Raw genomic sequence first — 18,068 nt, 5'->3', positions numbered from 1 at the left:
AAAATTAATTAAAATTCTTATTATGAAAAAGCTAATTTTAGGTTTAGCAATCGTTGCTTCGACTTTTGTTTTTGCACAAAAACAAGATCCGAAAGATTTAAATGCTCAAGTTGAAGCTACTAATAAGGCAGCAATGGATGCATATAATGCTAAAAACTATGCGGTTGCAGCACCGAAGTTTTTGGAACTGTATAACTTGTTGAAAACGAATGGTCAGGATGATAAAACATATATGTATTATTCAGGGCTTAGTTATGCATTGGCAAATAATCTTGATGAATCAATAAAAATCTACACAGATCTAGTTAATTCAGGCTATACAGGTGTTCAAACACAGTATACAGCTAAAGATAAAACAGGAAAAGTAGAAGCATTTAATAAAGATGTTTGGGAAACATTAAAAAAGACAGGTTCAAAAGATTATACCGACTTCAAAACTGAACAGACTAAAAGTGTAGAACCGGATTTGTATGAAACTTTATCAACTTTGCTTTTAAATGCTAAAAAGAATGATGAAGCTTTGGCAATTATTGAAAAAGGACTGGCAAAATATCCTAATAATGCTAAACTTAAAGAATATCAGGGTACAGCTTTGTATGCATCTGGTAAAACAGATCAGTTCATGACAAACCTGAAAGATCAGTTGGCAAAAAATCCGACTGATGCGGTTAACTGGTATAATTTAGGAGTTTTACAGTCTAAAAATCCGGCAACATTGAATGATGCGATTGCATCTTTTACAAAAGCTTTAGAAATAAACCCTAAAATGTCTAATGCACATCAGAATCTTGTTTATGCTGTGATCGGTGATGATGCTAAAGCAGTGGAAGAGATCAATGGTATCAGAAAATCAAATCCTGATAAAGCTACTGAGCTTATTGAAGCAAGAAAAGAAAGATTCAACAAAGCGCTTCCATATGCTGAAAAATGGTATCAGGCTGAACCCAATAATATTGACGCAGTAACTGTATTAAAAGATGTTTACGGAATGCTTAGAAACCAGGCTAAAGTTGCAGAACTGAAAGCTAAAGAAGCAGCACTTCAGGCAGCCGCTCCGGCAAAATAATATTTAAATTATTTGAAATATATAATAATCCGCCTCTTTTTACAGAGGCGGATTTTTTATTTCTTAATCATTACTTTTTTCAGCAAAACAGAAAATATTTCCCAACTTGATACTCGAGTATCCGTTGCTCTTAATTTTGGATGAATTTATCATCGCTTTTGCCAAAACATCCGTTGGTAAAGGTTTTTGGCTTTCAAAGAGGCCAAGTTTATTGGCAAATTTTATAATTCGACTGCCCAAAACTTCCCCGGTTCTTTCAGAATCTTTTCTTTCAAGCATTCCGGGTTTGAAAATAGTAATTTTGTTGAAATGTAATTTCTTTACAGCTTCCTCAAGCTCACCCTTCATTTTTGAGTAAAAAATTTTAGATTTTGGGTTTGCACCGTATGCAGAAACCAATACATAATCGTCCACACTATTTTCTTTGGCGGCTTTTGCAAATTCGTACTGATAATCAAAATCTACCTTTCTCTGGGCTTCTTTACTTCCGGCAGCTTTTAAAGTTGTTCCAAGACACGAAAATGCAACATCACCTTTTACAAGATCTTTCCATTCGTCAGGTTTTTCAAAATTCACCACATGGGTTTTCAGCTTTTCATTTTGAATTGATAAGGGTTTTCTGACAAAAATATTCACTTCTTCAAAATCTTTATCATTGACCAACTGATTCACTAAATCTTTTCCTGTAGCGCCTGTAGCACCGATGACGAGAGCTTTCATAATAATGTGGTTTGTATGGTGGTATTTTCTTTCTTAAATTTACTAAATTTGAGATAATTATAAAAGATAAAAGATAAAAGATAAAAGATAAAAGATAAAAGATAAAAGATATTTTTAACTAAATTACTTATCAATTATTACTCATTATCAATTACTCATACTAAATGGATGCCAACGAAGTTTTAGATTATTGTCTTGCAAAAAAAGGAGTTACCGAAAGTTTTCCTTTTGATAACGAAACGCTTGTAATGAAAGTAGGAACGAAAATGTTTTTGCTAATGTCATTGGAAAGACAACCTTTAAACATTAATGTAAAGACCGATCCGGAATGGAGTCTGGAACTTCGAGAACAGTATCCACAAATCACGGGAGCATTTCACATGAATAAAACACACTGGAATTCTGTTTCAGTAGACGGTTTGAAAAGAGATTTAATTTTAAAAATGATTGATCAGTCGTACGATCTGGTATTTAAATCGTTAACTAAAAAAGTGAAGGAAGAAATAGTGAATAGTTAAAACTCAAAAGCTTCCGTCAGTCTTTTATCCTCATCCAACCTCTCAACAAGTTTTTCAAGACCTTCAAATTTAATTTCCTCGTGCAGGAAATCACGGAATTTTATGGTAATTTTTTCATCATAAATATCGCCTTCGAAATCAAGAATGTAGACTTCAACGGTTAGTTTTTCCCCATTTACAGTTGGGTTTGTACCAACGCTCAACATTCCTTTGTATTGCTGGTCTTTTACAAAAACTTCAACGATGTATGCGCCTTTTTTCGGTAAGAGTTTGATATTTTCAGTTTCGATATTCGCTGTAGGATAACCAATCGTTCTACCCAATTTTTTCCCATGAACAACAATTCCCGAAACAGAGTAGGAGTAACCCAACATTTCATTAGCCTCTAAAATATTACCATTCAACAAAGCATTTCTTACTTTAGTGGAGCTGATGTTATTTTCGTGAATGTTAATCGCTTCCATTTGCTCGACCTCAAAATTTAATTCTTTTGAAAGTTTTTGAAGCAATTCAAAATTTCCACTTTTATTTTTACCAAATGAGTGATCGTAGCCAATGATTAAATATTTTACATTTAATTTATCAACTAAGATCTGACGTACAAATTCTTCACCTGTAAGATTCCGAAATTCTTCGTCAAATTCTTTCAGAAATAAATTTTGAATATTATACTGAGCCATCAGTTCAGTTTTTTCATCCAATGTATTGAGAAGCTTTAAATCTTCCTCAGGATTAAAAACAAATCTCGGATGTGGCCAAAATGTAAGAATTGCAGTCTCTAAATTGTTTTCAGAACTTACCTTTGCCAATTCGTCTATTATACTTTTATGACCGAGATGCACTCCGTCAAACATTCCTAAAGATAAAGCTAAAGGTTTATGAGCTTGATAATCGCTAAAATTTCTGAAAACTTTCAAGACAAAAAATTTTGACTGCAAATATAAACATAATGTAACAATGTATCAACGGAATAGTGTAACAATGTTTTTTTGAAGAAATTCACTCTCAAATCGATGGATTGTAGCCTTGGTAAATTTGTAAAAAAGCATGATAAAAATCTTTTTTTTAGCAATTGCAGGTTTATGAAGAATCATTATATTTGCACCAAGAAAAAATTTAGCAATGGCAAACCAAATTAAAGGAAAAATTTCTCAAATTATTGGTCCTGTAATCGACGTAGTTTTTACAAATGTAGAGGCTATTCCAAGTATTTATGATGCGTTGGAGATTACAAAAGAAAACGGTGAAAAAGTAGTATTAGAAGTAGAACAGCATATTGGTGAAGATACAGTAAGATGTATCGCGATGGATGCAACTGATGGTCTTAAAAGAGGTCAGGATGTGATCGGATACGGTAATCCTATTACAATGCCAATTGGTGACGCTGTAAACGGAAGACTTTTCAACGTTGTAGGTGACGCTATTGATGGGCTTCAGAATATTTCTAAGGAAGGTGGTCTCCCTATTCACAGACCAGCTCCGAAATTTGATCAGCTTTCAACTTCTGCAGAAGTTTTATTTACAGGTATTAAAGTAATCGACTTAGTTGAGCCTTATGCAAAAGGAGGTAAAATTGGTTTGTTCGGAGGTGCAGGTGTAGGTAAAACAGTATTGATCCAGGAGTTGATTAATAATATTGCAAAAGGACATGGTGGTCTTTCTGTTTTTGCCGGAGTAGGTGAAAGAACGAGAGAAGGAAATGACCTTTTGAGAGAGATGTTAGAGTCAGGTATTATTAAATACGGTGATGATTTCATGCACTCTATGGAAAACGGAGGTTGGGATCTTTCTAAAGTAGATTTGGAAGTGATGAAAGATTCAAAAGCTGCATTCGTTTTCGGACAGATGAACGAGCCACCTGGAGCAAGAGCAAGAGTAGCACTTTCTGGTCTTACTTTAGCTGAATACTACAGAGACGGTGGTGAGACAGGACAAGGTAGAGACGTATTGTTCTTCGTAGATAATATCTTCCGTTTTACACAGGCTGGTTCTGAAGTATCTGCACTTCTTGGTCGTATGCCTTCTGCGGTAGGTTATCAACCAACATTGGCATCTGAAATGGGTGCGATGCAGGAAAGAATTACTTCAACTAAAAATGGTTCAATTACTTCAGTACAGGCGGTTTACGTACCTGCGGATGACTTAACTGATCCGGCTCCTGCAACTACGTTTGCTCACTTAGATGCTACAACGGTATTAGATAGAAAAATTGCTTCATTAGGTATTTATCCGGCAGTAGATCCATTGGCTTCTACGTCAAGAATCTTGGCTCCGGAAATTATCGGTGAAGAGCATTATAACTGTGCTCAGAGAGTAAAAGAAATTCTTCAGAGATACAAAGCGTTGCAGGATATTATCGCAATCTTAGGTATGGAAGAACTTTCTGAAGAAGATAAATCAGTAGTTTACAGAGCTAGAAAAGTTCAGAGATTCTTGTCTCAGCCTTTCCACGTAGCTGAACAGTTTACAGGTATTCCCGGATCTTTAGTAGATATTAAAGATACCATCAAAGGATTTACAATGATCATGGATGGTGAATTGGATCACTTACCAGAAGCTGCTTTCAACTTGAAAGGAACAATCGAGGAAGCGATCGAAGCCGGACAAAAAATGTTAGCTGATAACGCTTAAAAATAATTAAAAATTTGAGATGTGAAATTTGAGATTCGATAAGCAATTTCAAATTTCAAGCATCAAATTTCAAATTTGTTTCTATGAATATAAAAATTTTAACACCAGAATACGTAGTTTTTGAAGGAGAAGTAGACTCAGTGTTATTGCCTGGAAAAAATGGTGAATTTCACATCATGAAAAACCACGCAGGAATTGTTTCTTCTTTATCAGCAGGTAAAGTAAAGCTTTTTGCTAAATCTGTGGATGAGACTTTTGCTAAAAACTTTACACAGGAAAACGAAAAGGAAGGTTCTGTATATGCTTATCCGATCAAGAGCGGTGTTGTGGAATTTAATCATGATAAAGGAATTATCCTTTGTGAATAGTTACTAAATAGCTAAATATATTTTCAAGAAAGGTGTAACTTTGTTACACTTTTTTTATGCTTTGTAAAAATCTGATTTTATGAAAAGAAATTTAATCATGTTCTTTACAGTTTTGAGCTTTTTTCTAAACGCTCAGTTAATTAAAACGAAGAGGGGCATTGTTAGTTTAGACGGAATTCATGTTGCAAAAATCTCTAGCAAATCCGGGCAATATACTTTTATGGATCTGAAGGAAACTCCGATTTTTACAATGGAATTCGTTGATAAAAGTGTAGTAGATTCTGTACGAGATAGTTATGTAAAGCTAAATCGTGTTTACAACCGGGATAAAATTTTAGATATGGATTATATTTCGCCATCTGCATTTTCTGGGGATGAAAAATCGGCGGTCTATACCTGTATCAAAGGTCTGAAGATTATTGATGAAAGAGGAATTAATATTAAAAATTTGGATGAGCTTTTCAAAAATATGCCGAAACGTAAGCTCGATACCAAAACCAAAGAAGCCTATACAACCCGAACAAAAATTGACAAGCTGAATATTACCGTTAATAACGTAGGTGAAATTTTGAGTAACGGTGTTCCTGTCGGATATTTCACAAATTTACCTGTAAGTTTCGGTGCAGACGATACAATTTCAGACAAATCTTTTATAGACATCGAAATCTATGATGCTAAAAGTAAACTGGTTGGGCGATACAGCACAACAACCAAAAGAATTACAACAGCTGGAGGAAAAGTTTTTACTTTATACAGAGAAATGTCTGGCCGTGCTTCAATTCTAAAATTTCCGACTTACAAAGCACTTGCAGAAAGAATGGCAATTTTAGATCCGAATTTTATTAAAATCAGAGAAAAAGTAGAAGTCGGAGAAGTTGTAAAAGATGGTGTCGAAAAAGATAAAAAATAATTGTATAATTTGATTTCCATAGGAACGGGCTTTAGCCCGTTTGTAATTAAAAATTTTCAACGGCTTTAGCCAAAATCTAAAAAATATAAAATCCTGAAATTGTTATCAGGATTTTTATTATGTATATATTTTTTTAATTTTAACCTAAATCTAAATCTAAATCTAAACCTAAATTCTACAAACTCAAAATAATTCCATTCTCCTTTAATTGTTGCATTGGTTTTGAAAACCAGAATAATTCAAAATCATCAAAATATTCTTCAAAGCTATTCTTAAGTTGCTGAAGTGTAATACGTTTTGGATTCTCAAAAGTATTTTCAGAGATGATTTTTATCAACCAATCTGCTTTTTCCTGCTCTAATTCAATTTTAACAATATTCGTTTTTAAATGGAACGTAATTCTCGTGTACGCCCAAGAGTTAAGTTTTTTTGTTTTTATGTAATTCTCAGCGATTACGTTTTTAGCTAAAAAAACAATTTTAGAATTTGCTTTAAAACTAAATTGATCTTCATTCAGGAGACTGTCGTGAATATAATCCGGGTGAATTGTAGTTTTTGGAATTTTAAAATCAAACCAATCTTGTAGTGGAATTTCAAAATTAATTCCATGCATATAATTGAAAAGCGATTTTTTTAAACCAAAACTAAATTTTCCGTGATCGATTCCGGTTTTATCTCTGAAGTCAATATCATTGTTGGCAAACTTTATTTCCTGTTTTAGCGGGATTACTCCGAACTCTTCAGGATTTTGTCCAACCGGAGAATGTGCGGTCATTGCAAACTGGTGCCAAAAACCACTTTGCAAAATTCCCATTTCGAAAAGCTGACGAACCATTTCCAAAGAATCCACCGTTTCCTGAACAGTCTGAGTCGGGTAGCCGTACATGAGATATGCATGAACCATAATTCCGGCTTCCGTAAAATTTCTGGTCACTTTTGCAACCTGATCTACCGAAACGCCTTTGTCAATTAATTTTAACAACCGATCACTCGCAACTTCCAATCCACCAGAAACCGCAACACAGCCGGAAAGTTTTAGTAAAAAACATAAATCCTGAGTGAAGCTTTTTTCAAAACGAATATTCGTCCACCAGGTTACGACCAGATTTCTTCGTAAAATTTCTAAAGCAACTTCACGCATTAAAGCGGGTGGTGCAGCTTCATCTACAAAATGAAATCCGGTTTCGCCGGTTGTTTCTATTAATTCTCCCATTCTGTCAACCAAAATCTTGGCAGAAATGGGTTCGTAAATTTTGATATAATCTAAAGAAATATCGCAGAAAGTACATTTTCCCCAATAGCAACCATGCGCCATGGTAAGTTTATTCCATCTTCCGTCGCTCCATAAACTGTGCATCGGATTGGCAATTTCTATAACGGAAATGTATTTATCTAATTGTAAATCAGTATAATCGGGAGTTCCAATATCCGATTGTTTATAATCATGTCTTGTAGAATTATTTTTATAAACAACTTCCTGATTTTCAATAAGAAATGTTCTTTTAAACTTAGATTCTTGGCTTGGCTCAGAAAAACAAACATTTTCATACACCAATTCAATCGGAAGTTCACCGTCGTCAAGAGTAATAAAATCAAAAAACTCGAAAACTCTTTGGTCTTTAATTTCTCTTAATTCAGTATTTGGGAAACCGCCACCCATTGCCGTCTTGATGTACGGATAATTTTCCTTAATAAATTTTGCTGAACGAAAAGCAGAATATAAATTTCCCGGAAACGGAATCGAAAAGCATACTAATTTTGGCTGAACCAATTCTAATTTTTCATGAAGAATCTTTAAAGTAAAATCATCAATAAAAGTATGCTCACTTTGTAATTTATGATACAATTCATCAAAAGTATTGGCACTTTTCCCTAATCTTTCGGCATATCTGCTGAATCCGAAATCGGAATCTATGTTTTCAACAATATAATCAGATAAATCTTCTAAATATAAGGTAGCCAGATGTTTAGCTTTATCCTGAAGTCCCATATTTCCGAAGGCAAATTCCATATCATCAAGCTGATTAAATCGGGAGGCTTCGGGAAGAAAATTCATCGAACAAATCTGTCTTGCCAAGGTAGGATTTTTGTTCTGAAGAAATGAAATTACCTGATCGATGGTTTTTAAGTATTCTTCTCTTAAAGCAAAAATTCGCTGTGAATTTTCTGAAACATTTTGTACATCAATTTCTTTATCAAAAATTCTCTGGATACCTTTTTTGGAAAATAATTCCAAAATAACATCAATCCCTAAATCTATCTGATAGCTTGAAATATTTTTGGTGTTCAGAAAACCTTTGATATAAGCTGTCGCCGGATAAGGAGTGTTGAGCTGCGTGAAAGGCGGAGTGATAAGAAGAATGTCTTTCAAAAGAAAATTTTTACAAATTTATTTTAATATGTGATGAATCTGCTTTCAGTTTTAATAAATTTTTGCCACGAATTCACAAATATAAGATTCGTGGATTCGTGGCAAATATAATTATCAAGAAATTTTGATCAGTCTTTAAATTTCTTTGAAACTTAGACCTTGTTCTGATAACAATTGCTTTTCCTGATCTTTGTAATATCCGCTAACCAGTTTATCGTGAATTGCTTCGAAGGCAGCCAATGTTTCATTGATTTCTGAATCTGTATGTGAAGCTGTAGGAATTAGTCTAAGTAAAATCATTCCTTTAGGTATTACAGGGTAAACCACTACAGAGGTGAAGATTCCGTAATTTTCTCTAAGATCTTTTACCAGTAAAGTCGCTTCCACCGGAGTTCCCTGCATCATTACCGGAGTTACACAAGTATTGGTATCACCGATGTTGAAACCTCTTTCTTTAAGTCCGTTTTGTAATTTATTGGTATTTTCCCAAAGTTTAGCTTTGATTTCCGGTCTTGTTCTTAGCAATTCTAATCTTTTTAAACCTCCGATTACCATTGGCATTGTTAAAGATTTAGCAAAAATCTGAGATCTTAAGTTGAATTTCAAATATCTGATGATTTCTTTATCTCCTGCAATGAAAGCCCCGAAGCCAGCCATTGATTTTGCAAAAGTTGAGAAATAAACATCAATCTGATCCTGACATCCTTGCTCTTCTCCGGCTCCGGCTCCTGTTTTACCGAGTGTTCCGAACCCGTGAGCGTCGTCAACTAAAAGTCTGAATTGATATTTTGATTTAAGGTCACAGATTTCTTTTAGTTTACCTTGTTGACCTCTCATTCCGAAAACGCCTTCAGTAATTACCAAAATACCACCACCTGTTTCTTCAGCTACTTTTGTTGCTCTCTGAAGATTTTTTTCAAGACTTTCGATATCGTTATGTCTGTAAGTAAATCTTTTACCAGCATGAAGCCTTACACCGTCTACAATACAAGCGTGAGAATCTACATCGTAAACAATGACATCATTCCGGCTTACCAAAGCATCGATGGTAGAAACCATCCCCTGATAACCAAAGTTTAATAAATATGCGGATTCTTTTTGCACGAATTCTGCCAGTTCTTTCTCCAACTGCAAATGCTGATGCGTTTCACCGGACATTGCTCTTGCACCCATGGGATAAAACATTCCGTATTCTGCTGCAGCTTTAGCATCTGCTTCCAAAACTTCAGGATGATTACACATTCCCAGGTAATCATTGGCACTCCAGAAAATCACTTCTCTTCCCTGAAACTGCATTCTCGGACCGATAGGACCTTCTAATTTCGGGAAAATAAAATAACCTTCACCATAATCTGCAAACTGTCCCAGAGGCCCTGGATTTTCTTTTATTCTTTCAAAAATATCCAACATTATATTCGTAATTTTTAAGTAAAAAAGCCTTTTGTGAATGACAAAAAAGGCTTGCTTTGTATTTTTTTAAATTGTTATTTGATGATTTCTGTTTTGAAAACTTCATCATAATTGTGGAAACAATTATTAACGAAACCTTGTTCAGCCATCCATTTATCACTATAAACTTTAGTGATGTATCTTGAACCATGATCAGGATAGATCAAAACAACAAGATCATTTTCGTTAAACTGATGCGAATTGGCGTATTGCATCAATCCCTGAGTAACCGCACCAGTTGTGTAACCACCCATAATCGCTTCTTTCAATGCAATTTCTCTGGTTCTGTAAGCAGACATTTCGTCATTTACTCTTACAAATTCATCAATTTTATCAAACAAAAGGGCAGAAGGAATTAAATTTTTTCCCATTCCTTCGATTTGATAAGGATGTACATCTTCTTTATGAATTTCTCCTGTTTCGTGATAGCTTTTCAGAATGGATCCGTCTGCATCAACCCCAATGATTTTAATATCAGGGTTTTTCTCTTTCAAAAATTTTGCAGAACCGGATAGAGTTCCACCAGTTCCTGTACAAGCAAAAAGGTGAGTTATTTTACCTTGTGTCTGTTCCCAGATTTCAGGACCTGTCGTCTGATAATGCGCATCAATATTCAATTCGTTGAAGTATTGATTGATATATACAGAATTAGGTGTTTCAGCAGCAATTCTCTTTGCTACCTCATAATATGATCTTGGGTCATTCGCAGGTACATTCGCAGGACATACATAGACTGTAGCACCAAGAGCTTTCAGATAAGCAATTTTCTCAGGTTTTGTTTTGTCGCTCACTGCCAAAATACATTTATATCCTTTAATGATACAAACCATAGCCAGTGAAAAACCTGTATTTCCGGAAGTGGTCTCTACAACTACAGAATCTTCCTTTAATAAACCTTTTTTCTCAGCGTTTTCTATAATATGAAGTGCGATTCTATCTTTAGTGGAATGTCCAGGATTATATGATTCTAACTTGGCATAAATGGTTGCAGGAATTTCTTTTGTTACGGTATTAAGTTTTACCAAAGGAGTGCTCCCAATCAAGCCAAGAATATTATCGTAAACATTACTCATTATTTGTTATTTTTCAATAAAAATCTGTCCGCAAAAATACAAAAAAATAAATAATTTCTGAACTTTTAGTCAATTATAAGTTCGCTAATTATATAAATACGTGATTTATTTTTACTTTCAGCCAACGGAAGCCGACAAAAAGCACGCCAAATTTTTTAAATTTTGTTAAAAACAATATAAACTAATCTAAAAACCTTATTTTCGCATAATTGATTTTATTATATGAAAAACTGGACTTTTAGGCAATGGAACACCGTTCTCGGATGGGTGACTTTCGTCATTGCATTTTTCACGTACTTATCGACCATAGAACCCAATTTTAGTTTTTGGGATTGCGGTGAATACATTTCTTCGGCAGTAAAATTAGAAGTAACGCACGCTCCGGGAGCCGCTTTATTTCAGATCGTGGGAGCAGTAGCTGCCATTTTTGCTTTTGGGAAGGGTGAAAATTATTCAATCGTTATCAATGCAATGTCTGCATTATTCAGCGCATTTACTATTTTGTTTCTGTTCTGGACGATTACTCATTTCGTAAGAAGACTTCTGAACAAAGATTTTGAAGAAATCACAAAACATCAGGAGATTTCCATTCTTTTTGCGGGACTTATCGGCTCTTTATGTTTTACCTTTTCAGATACATTCTGGTTTTCTGCGGTAGAAGGTGAAGTTTACTCGATGGCGTCAATGTTTATTGCGCTTTTAGTTTGGTTAATCACTAAATGGGAAAACGAATATCTTGAGAAAGACAGCGAAAGATGGATTATTTTGATCTTCTTTATTCTTGGACTTTCTGTCGGGGTTCACATGATGTGTATGTTGGCAATACCTGCTGTGTGTTTAGTATATTATGCAAGAAATTATACCTTTACTTGGAAAAATTTCCTCTGGGCAAACCTCATTACTTTAGGTATTTTAATTATTGTATTTAAAATTATTTTCCCGGTAATCATGTCATTATTCGGAAAATTAGAAATATTCTTCGTGAATGGTTTAGGTCTTCCTTTCCACTCAGGAACGATTGCAGGATTTATTACTATGGTTGCTCTTTGCTATTTCATTATAAAATATGCAAGACAGGCAAAAAGAAATATTTATCAGACTGTAGCTTTATCGGTTGTTTATATGATAATCGGTTTTTCTTGCTGGATGGTTATTCCGATCAGGGCAAATGCAAACCCGCCGATGAACCTTAACGATCCGGATACTGCCATCGGAATGCTTGATTATTACAACAGGGAACAATATGGTGACTGGCCGACAATTTACGGACAAAACTATACAGCATTCCTTGATGCAAACGGAATTCAGAAAAATGAAGACGGAAGCTTTAAAACAACAAAAAAAGGAGAAGTTTACGAAAAAGACGAAAAAACAGGAACGTACAGAAAAACAAGTGAGCGTTTTAATTATGTTTTCGATAAATCTCATGTGAGCTTAATGCCGAGAATGTTCAACGATGATAAAGATGTAATGGCAAATTACATTTCTATGTACGGAGCACCGGATTTTCAACTTAATTATGCCAATGAAGATGTTGCAGACAGCCCTGAAGCTAAGCAGATTTTTGATGAATTAAGAACTAAATACGAAGACGGGTCGATCACAGCTGCAGATTATCTTCAGGTGAGACCTTATAATCTGATTACTGTACAAAAGCCCTCTTTTATGCAGAATATGGATTATTTTATCTCTTTCCAAAATGGATATTATTTCTTAAGATATTTGATGTGGAACTTTGTAGGAAGACAAAACGACCTTGAAGGGCACAGTGAAAATACACAAGGAAACTGGATTTCCGGAATTGCACCTATCGATAACGCACTTTGGGGAAATCAGGATGCAATGCCAGCGAAATTTAAAAATGAAAGTACCGTTGCATTCTTCTTTTTACCTTTGATTTTGGGAGTTTTGGGATGTTATTTCCAATTTAGCCGAGATTTCGGAAGATTTTATGCAATTCTTTCATTATTTATTTTAACAAGTGTCGGAATTGTTTTCTACACCGGGGTAAAACCATTTGAACCAAGAGAAAGAGACTACGCAATGGTCGGCTCATTCTATGCCTTTGCGATATGGATTGGTATGGGAGCGGCCGCAATTCTTTGGTTTTTGCAGTCTAAAGTAAAATCAAACGGAGCAAATATTGCATTCGGAGCCATTTTGTTGGGAGTTCCTTTGATGATGGGCTTCCAGAACTATAATGTTCATGACAGAAGCAACAGATATACTGCTTATGATTATTCTTATTCAGTATTAAAATCATTACCGAAAGAAGATATTTTATTTGTTTATGGTGATAACGATACCTATCCGGTTTGGGCAATGCAGGAAACTGAAAGATTCCGTGATGACGTGAAAGTGGTTAACTTCACGTTGCTTTCAACCCCTTGGAATATCGATCAGGTAAAAAGAAAAACATACAATGCAAATGCAATTCCTAGTCAGCTTAGTCACGAAGATTACAGAGATGGTGTGAATGACCAGATCTATCTGATGAAAAATAACGACTGGAAAAACATTATCGCAAACCTTCAGGAAGCCGGAGCTCCGGAATCGATGATGGCGCCGTTCCAGAAATATCTCACTCAGGATTCGATGACTTTAAAAGAAGCGATGGATTTTATTAAAATTAAATCTCCTGAAAAAGATGAAGTTTTAAAAATGATCTTCGGTGAAGAACGTTACGAAAAATACAACTTCTTACCTGTAAATAAATTTGTAATTCCTGTAAACAAGGCAAATGCTGTAAAAGCTGGAATCATAAGTGCTGCAGATCTTCCGAATACTGTTGATCAGATTGTGGTAGACTATAAAGCAGGGACTTTATATAAGAACAATCTGATGATGTTTGATATTCTGGCAAACTTCGACTGGAAAAGACCAATCAACTTCTCATCAGGCGGTGTTTATGATAAAGAAAATATTTTCTACCTGGAAGAATATCTTCAGTTTGACGGATTCAGTTACAGATTGGTTCCGATTCGTACGCCAAGAAGTGCAGATGGAGAAATGGGAAGAGTAGATGCAAATTCTTTATACAACGTGGTGAAAAATTTCAAATGGGGTAATTTTAAAGATTTAAATGTACATTTCGATGAAACTGCTACTTCAAATATCATGAGCTACAGAAGTTCAGCAAGCAGAGCAGCAGCAGCTTTAGCATTATCAGGACAAAAAGCAAAAGCGATTGAGCTTCTTGATCTTGCTTCAAGAGAAATTCCTGCCGAAAAATACAATGATCCTCGTTCATTGAGCTCTATGGTTTACGGATATATTATTGCAGGGCAGGAACAAAAAGCATTGAAACTTGCAGAAGTTCTTAAAAAAGGTATTTTCGAAGAATATGATTATTATCTTTCATTAAGCAAATCTGAGCAACGATTTGCAGGAAGCCAGATGAGATCGAAACCGATGGAATATTCGCTTGTTGTAAGTTCGGTTACGGATGCTTACAAAAAGCTTGGACAAGACAATAAAGCTTACGCTTACCTTGTGAAGTCTATTGAGCCAATCGATAAAAAGTTCAATGTATTCATCAAAGATCTTCAGCAATTAGGCAAAGAAAAAGCGATGAAAGAATCTGAAAATGTTCAAAAGATTACTCCTTTCTACCAATATTTATTTGATGTGATGGAACCTTTTGATTCTACTTACTCAAAAGAAAAAGAAGATCAGATCACAACGGCAATTATCAAAGCAACACAATAAAATCAATACTAAAACGGAACTTCGGTTCCGTTTTTTTATGTTGATATTCCTGAAATTTAGGATTATATTTGTCAACTAAAAAACGCACAATGGCTGAAGCTAAACACAGGAATCTCCCAATCTACGCTGTATTCTTTGCAATTATTGCAAAACTTTATTTTTTATTGACGCATCACATTCAGGAAGACGCTTTTATTACCTGGAGAGTTGCCCAGAATTTAATGGATTACGGAGTGATCGGTTTCAACGGAGCCACCAAAATTTCAGCTTCTACAACACATTTGTATGTATTTGTTTCTTATATTTTCAATCTGATTTTTGGCAAAGAAAATTTTATAGAGCCGCTGCTTATTTTTAATACAACGCTGTTTACAATTGGTAGCTTACTTCTGTCTAATGTTTTGTTTAAAAACAATTGGCACAAAGCAATTTTCATTTTATTATTCGGACTTTTACCGCCATCCATCAAGATTTCAATTCTCGGAATGGAATATGGAATTCTGTTCTTTCTTGAAATGACATTATTATACTACGGTTTTAAAAAAGAGAAAAAATGGGCTTTTCTTTTGCTTCCGGCTTTCATTTTATTTACCAGAATCGATACGGTGATCTTTCTAGGGATTATATTTTTAGTAGATATTTTCTGGAACAGGAAAATCAGATGGAGCTACATTTTGGGTGGTATTTTAGGTGTTGCGATCTGTGTTTCATTCAATTGGTTTTATTTTGGCGAATGGGTAAATAATACGATTGTTGCTAAAAAACTGGCTTATGACCAGACTTTCACAATGCAGCAGAATTTTGAATATTTTAAATTAAACTATGGGAACTTCTGGGGAATGCTGAAGCTGTCCGGAAATTTCAATCCAATCACAATTGTTATTTTACTTTTTGAACTGCTTTGTTTTATTTATTTAATCAGACAGAGAGAAAAAAGAAACTATTTTTTATGGATTATTTTTCTTTTCGCATGGTCGAAACAGGTCATTTTTATTTCACAAAAAAGCCTTTTCGATTGGTATTATTGGGTTCCGCAGATTTTACTTTTCGTTCCGGTTTTGATCTTTGTTTTGGAACAGAAAGTAAAAAGAAATCTTTGGCTGACTTTATTGATTTTAATTTATATTTTACCAATGTTAGCGTTCCAGACAATACATTCTATCGCAACAGGAAACGGAGAATGGAATTACAGAAGATCAATAGGAATATTTTTAAATCTTTATGAAAAAGATAAAAAACAGTGGATTTTGCTTGAGCCTGCTGGTTATGTCCCGTATTTCTCAGGATTAAAGACAATTGATGAAGTAGGTCTTGTAGATAAGCAAATTCAGGAAGAAATTAAAAAAGAGAAACCCAACTACTGGATAAATACCGTTAGAAACCGAAAACCAAAATATTTACTTTCCTATAGAAATCTTTTCGAAGGTTCTGATGCCGAATATTATAAAACGCATTACAGACTCCTGAATGAATTCAGAATTAAAGATCATCTGAAAAGCGAATATCCGGTTTTAGAAAAAATTTATAAACTGAAACCTTCAGGAACAGACTATAATTTGTACGAAAAAATAAAGAAATAATTGGCTGGAAGATGGATGTCGGATGCTGGAAGTTTACAGCTTGATGTATATTTTCTTTCTAAAATTCTAATTCTAAAACACTCTACCTAAATCTCAACCTAACCTCATGAAATACTGTGCTTTTCTCCGCGGCGTCAATGTAAAAGGAACCAACATGAAAATGGCAGATGTCTGTCAGGTTTTTAAGGATGCCGGAATGGAAAATGTAAGTTCTGTTTTAGCTTCCGGAAATATTGTTTTCGGTTCTGACAAAAATGCAGAAGAATTGAAAGTTATTCTTGAAAAGGCAATGTCTGAATATTTTAATTACGAAGCATTTCTTTTTGTAAAAAATTCAGAGCAAACAGAATTATTCTGGACTCAAAATCCTTTTGAAAAAAATGTTGATTTTCATATCTACGCTTTCGTAGGAAACGAGTGTGTGGAAGATATTCTGATGAAAGAATTTGAAAACGCAACGAAAACAGAAAACGAAAAAGCAGAGATCGTCAGCAATATATTCTATTGGCAGGTTCCGAAAGGTAGTACATTAGATTCAAACTTTGGAAAGGTTTTAGGCAAAAAAAGCCTGAAAGATCAGTTTACCAGCAGAAATATCAATACTTTTGAGAAGATTCTTAAAAAGTTTTAATTAAATTTTATCACCAATTTGGCAGATTATGTTCAATTTAGTGTAAAAAGTTAAAAAAATCTGCGCAATCTGTTTAATTTGCGACAAACCGACAAAGGATTTTTACAAAATAAATTCAATCCAAAAGATCAAAACTATTATAACCATTGTCTGTTAAAGATTTCGGATTTCCGAACTTTCTCAGTATTTTTACTCAACTTTAATTAAAATAAAAATGATCCAACATTTAGACAACATACACCACAAAGATTCAAAAAATTTTTTCCTGATTGCCGGTCCTTGCATTATTGAAGGCGAAGATATGGCATTGAGAATTGCTGAAAAAGTAATTGAACTAACGAATAAATTCAATATTCCTTATATATTTAAAGGAAGTTTTAAAAAAGCAAACAGAAGCAGAGTAGATTCTTTTACGACAATCGGCGAAGAGAAATCTCTGGAAATCCTTAAAAAAGTAGGGGAGACTTTTAATATTCCTACGACTACAGATATTCATGAAAATGAGCACGCTGCTTTGGCTGCACAATATGTGGATGTTCTTCAGATTCCTGCTTTTTTGGTTCGTCAGACAGATCTTTTGGTCGCTGCAGCTGAAACAGGAAAATGTGTCACCTTGAAAAAAGGGCAATTCCTTTCTCCGGAATCGATGAAATTTGCTGTTCAGAAAATAACAGATTCAAACAATGAAAAAGTAGCGATTATCGAAAGAGGAAATTCTTTTGGATATACAGATCTGATTGTAGATTACAGAGGAATTCCTACGATGAGAAACTACGCTCCGGTAATTTTGGATGTAACGCATTCTCTGCAACAGCCCAACCAAAGCTCAGGAGTTACGGGAGGAAGACCGGATCTTATCGAAACCGTTGCCAAAGCAGGAATTGCAGTCGGAGCAGACGGAATTTTCATTGAAACGCACCCAACTCCTGAAACGGCACTTTCTGACGGAGCCAATATGTTAAGATTAGATTTATTGGAAGATTTATTACAAAAACTCACAAGAGTTAGAGAATCTATACTATAATTGTTAAAAAATACTTAAT

The 18,068-nt window shown here is 34.5% G+C and carries 14 protein-coding genes; 9 read left to right on the top strand and 5 right to left on the bottom strand.

Annotated features, from left to right (window positions below):
* Nucleotides 1-22: 22 nt before the first annotated feature.
* The gene (locus BA768_RS17400; RefSeq protein ID WP_065721825.1) at nt 23-1,066 is read left to right on the top strand and encodes a hypothetical protein; all 1,044 of its coding nucleotides are present in this window, start codon (nt 23-25) and stop codon (nt 1,064-1,066) included.
* Nucleotides 1,067-1,129: 63 nt separating this feature from the next.
* Here the strand turns inward: BA768_RS17400 and BA768_RS17395 are convergent, their stop codons facing one another.
* Nucleotides 1,130-1,786, bottom strand: a complete 657-nt coding sequence (locus BA768_RS17395; RefSeq protein WP_065721788.1) for an NAD(P)H-binding protein — start codon at nt 1,784-1,786, stop codon at nt 1,130-1,132.
* Between the two features lie 164 nt (nt 1,787-1,950).
* Between BA768_RS17395 and BA768_RS17390 the strand changes: the two genes are divergently transcribed.
* Nucleotides 1,951-2,304: an MmcQ/YjbR family DNA-binding protein gene (locus BA768_RS17390; protein ID WP_065721787.1), complete on the top strand. Its 354-nt coding sequence runs from the start codon at nt 1,951-1,953 to the stop codon at nt 2,302-2,304.
* Here the strand turns inward: BA768_RS17390 and BA768_RS17385 are convergent.
* Nucleotides 2,301-3,221 (bottom strand): bifunctional riboflavin kinase/FAD synthetase, encoded by a 921-nt coding sequence (locus BA768_RS17385; protein WP_065721786.1) that lies wholly within the window; start codon nt 3,219-3,221, stop codon nt 2,301-2,303. The two genes, BA768_RS17390 and BA768_RS17385, sit on opposite strands and share 4 nt — an antisense overlap.
* A gap of 205 nt (nt 3,222-3,426) precedes the next feature.
* Here BA768_RS17385 and atpD point away from each other — a divergent pair, with 205 nt between their 5' ends.
* The 3 genes from atpD to BA768_RS17370 all read left to right on the top strand — a co-directional run bounded on the left by atpD (nt 3,427) and on the right by BA768_RS17370 (nt 6,213).
* Nucleotides 3,427-4,935, top strand: coding sequence for a F0F1 ATP synthase subunit beta (gene atpD / locus BA768_RS17380; protein ID WP_034675983.1), 1,509 nt, complete (start codon nt 3,427-3,429; stop codon nt 4,933-4,935).
* Nucleotides 4,936-5,018: 83 nt separating this feature from the next.
* Nucleotides 5,019-5,303, top strand: a complete 285-nt coding sequence (locus BA768_RS17375; protein ID WP_034675985.1) for a FoF1 ATP synthase subunit delta/epsilon — start codon at nt 5,019-5,021, stop codon at nt 5,301-5,303.
* Nucleotides 5,304-5,382: 79 nt separating this feature from the next.
* Nucleotides 5,383-6,213 (top strand): hypothetical protein, encoded by an 831-nt coding sequence (locus BA768_RS17370; protein ID WP_065721785.1) that lies wholly within the window; start codon nt 5,383-5,385, stop codon nt 6,211-6,213.
* Between the two features lie 175 nt (nt 6,214-6,388).
* Here BA768_RS17370 and BA768_RS17365 read toward each other — a convergent pair whose 3' ends face one another.
* The 3 genes from BA768_RS17365 to BA768_RS17355 form a co-directional block, all read right to left on the bottom strand.
* Nucleotides 6,389-8,584 (bottom strand): B12-binding domain-containing radical SAM protein, encoded by a 2,196-nt coding sequence (locus BA768_RS17365; protein WP_065721784.1) that lies wholly within the window; start codon nt 8,582-8,584, stop codon nt 6,389-6,391.
* Nucleotides 8,585-8,719: 135 nt separating this feature from the next.
* A complete protein-coding gene (locus BA768_RS17360) occupies nt 8,720-9,991 on the bottom strand; it encodes an aminotransferase class I/II-fold pyridoxal phosphate-dependent enzyme (protein WP_177225344.1) in 1,272 nt (423 codons plus the stop codon).
* A gap of 77 nt (nt 9,992-10,068) precedes the next feature.
* Nucleotides 10,069-11,106 (bottom strand): PLP-dependent cysteine synthase family protein, encoded by a 1,038-nt coding sequence (locus tag BA768_RS17355; RefSeq protein ID WP_034675990.1) that lies wholly within the window; start codon nt 11,104-11,106, stop codon nt 10,069-10,071.
* A 222-nt stretch (nt 11,107-11,328) separates the two neighbouring features.
* Here BA768_RS17355 and BA768_RS17350 point away from each other — a divergent pair, with 222 nt between their 5' ends.
* The 4 genes from BA768_RS17350 (at nt 11,329) to kdsA (ending at nt 18,049) form a co-directional block, all read left to right on the top strand.
* Nucleotides 11,329-14,814 (top strand): DUF2723 domain-containing protein, encoded by a 3,486-nt coding sequence (locus BA768_RS17350; RefSeq protein WP_065721783.1) that lies wholly within the window; start codon nt 11,329-11,331, stop codon nt 14,812-14,814.
* An 89-nt stretch (nt 14,815-14,903) separates the two neighbouring features.
* Nucleotides 14,904-16,394 (top strand): hypothetical protein, encoded by a 1,491-nt coding sequence (locus BA768_RS17345; RefSeq protein ID WP_065721782.1) that lies wholly within the window; start codon nt 14,904-14,906, stop codon nt 16,392-16,394.
* A gap of 106 nt (nt 16,395-16,500) precedes the next feature.
* On the top strand, nt 16,501-17,025 hold the full coding sequence (locus tag BA768_RS17340; RefSeq protein ID WP_065721781.1) for a DUF1697 domain-containing protein: 525 nt from the start codon (nt 16,501-16,503) through the stop codon (nt 17,023-17,025).
* 214 nt (nt 17,026-17,239) lie between these two features.
* Nucleotides 17,240-18,049, top strand: coding sequence for a 3-deoxy-8-phosphooctulonate synthase (kdsA, locus tag BA768_RS17335; RefSeq protein ID WP_034676000.1), 810 nt, complete (start codon nt 17,240-17,242; stop codon nt 18,047-18,049).
* Nucleotides 18,050-18,068: the final 19 nt, after the last annotated feature.

It is taken from the genome of Chryseobacterium sp. CBo1 (genome assembly GCF_001693475.1).
Lineage (GTDB): Bacteria > Bacteroidota > Bacteroidia > Flavobacteriales > Weeksellaceae > Chryseobacterium > Chryseobacterium formosense.
Note: the sequence above shows the minus strand (reverse complement) of the source record. Positions and strands in the feature narration are given on the sequence as shown.

Coding starts and splice junctions, on each gene's coding strand:
- BA768_RS17345 (WP_065721782.1), top strand. CDS start 14,904: ATGGCTGAAGCTAAACACAGGAATCTCCCAATCTACGCTGTATTCTTT.
- BA768_RS17340 (WP_065721781.1), top strand. CDS start 16,501: ATGAAATACTGTGCTTTTCTCCGCGGCGTCAATGTAAAAGGAACCAAC.
- BA768_RS17395 (WP_065721788.1), bottom strand. CDS start 1,786: ATGAAAGCTCTCGTCATCGGTGCTACAGGCGCTACAGGAAAAGATTTA.
- BA768_RS17375 (WP_034675985.1), top strand. CDS start 5,019: ATGAATATAAAAATTTTAACACCAGAATACGTAGTTTTTGAAGGAGAA.
- BA768_RS17400 (WP_065721825.1), top strand. CDS start 23: ATGAAAAAGCTAATTTTAGGTTTAGCAATCGTTGCTTCGACTTTTGTT.
- atpD (WP_034675983.1), top strand. CDS start 3,427: ATGGCAAACCAAATTAAAGGAAAAATTTCTCAAATTATTGGTCCTGTA.
- BA768_RS17350 (WP_065721783.1), top strand. CDS start 11,329: ATGAAAAACTGGACTTTTAGGCAATGGAACACCGTTCTCGGATGGGTG.
- BA768_RS17370 (WP_065721785.1), top strand. CDS start 5,383: ATGAAAAGAAATTTAATCATGTTCTTTACAGTTTTGAGCTTTTTTCTA.
- kdsA (WP_034676000.1), top strand. CDS start 17,240: ATGATCCAACATTTAGACAACATACACCACAAAGATTCAAAAAATTTT.
- BA768_RS17390 (WP_065721787.1), top strand. CDS start 1,951: ATGGATGCCAACGAAGTTTTAGATTATTGTCTTGCAAAAAAAGGAGTT.
- BA768_RS17355 (WP_034675990.1), bottom strand. CDS start 11,106: ATGAGTAATGTTTACGATAATATTCTTGGCTTGATTGGGAGCACTCCT.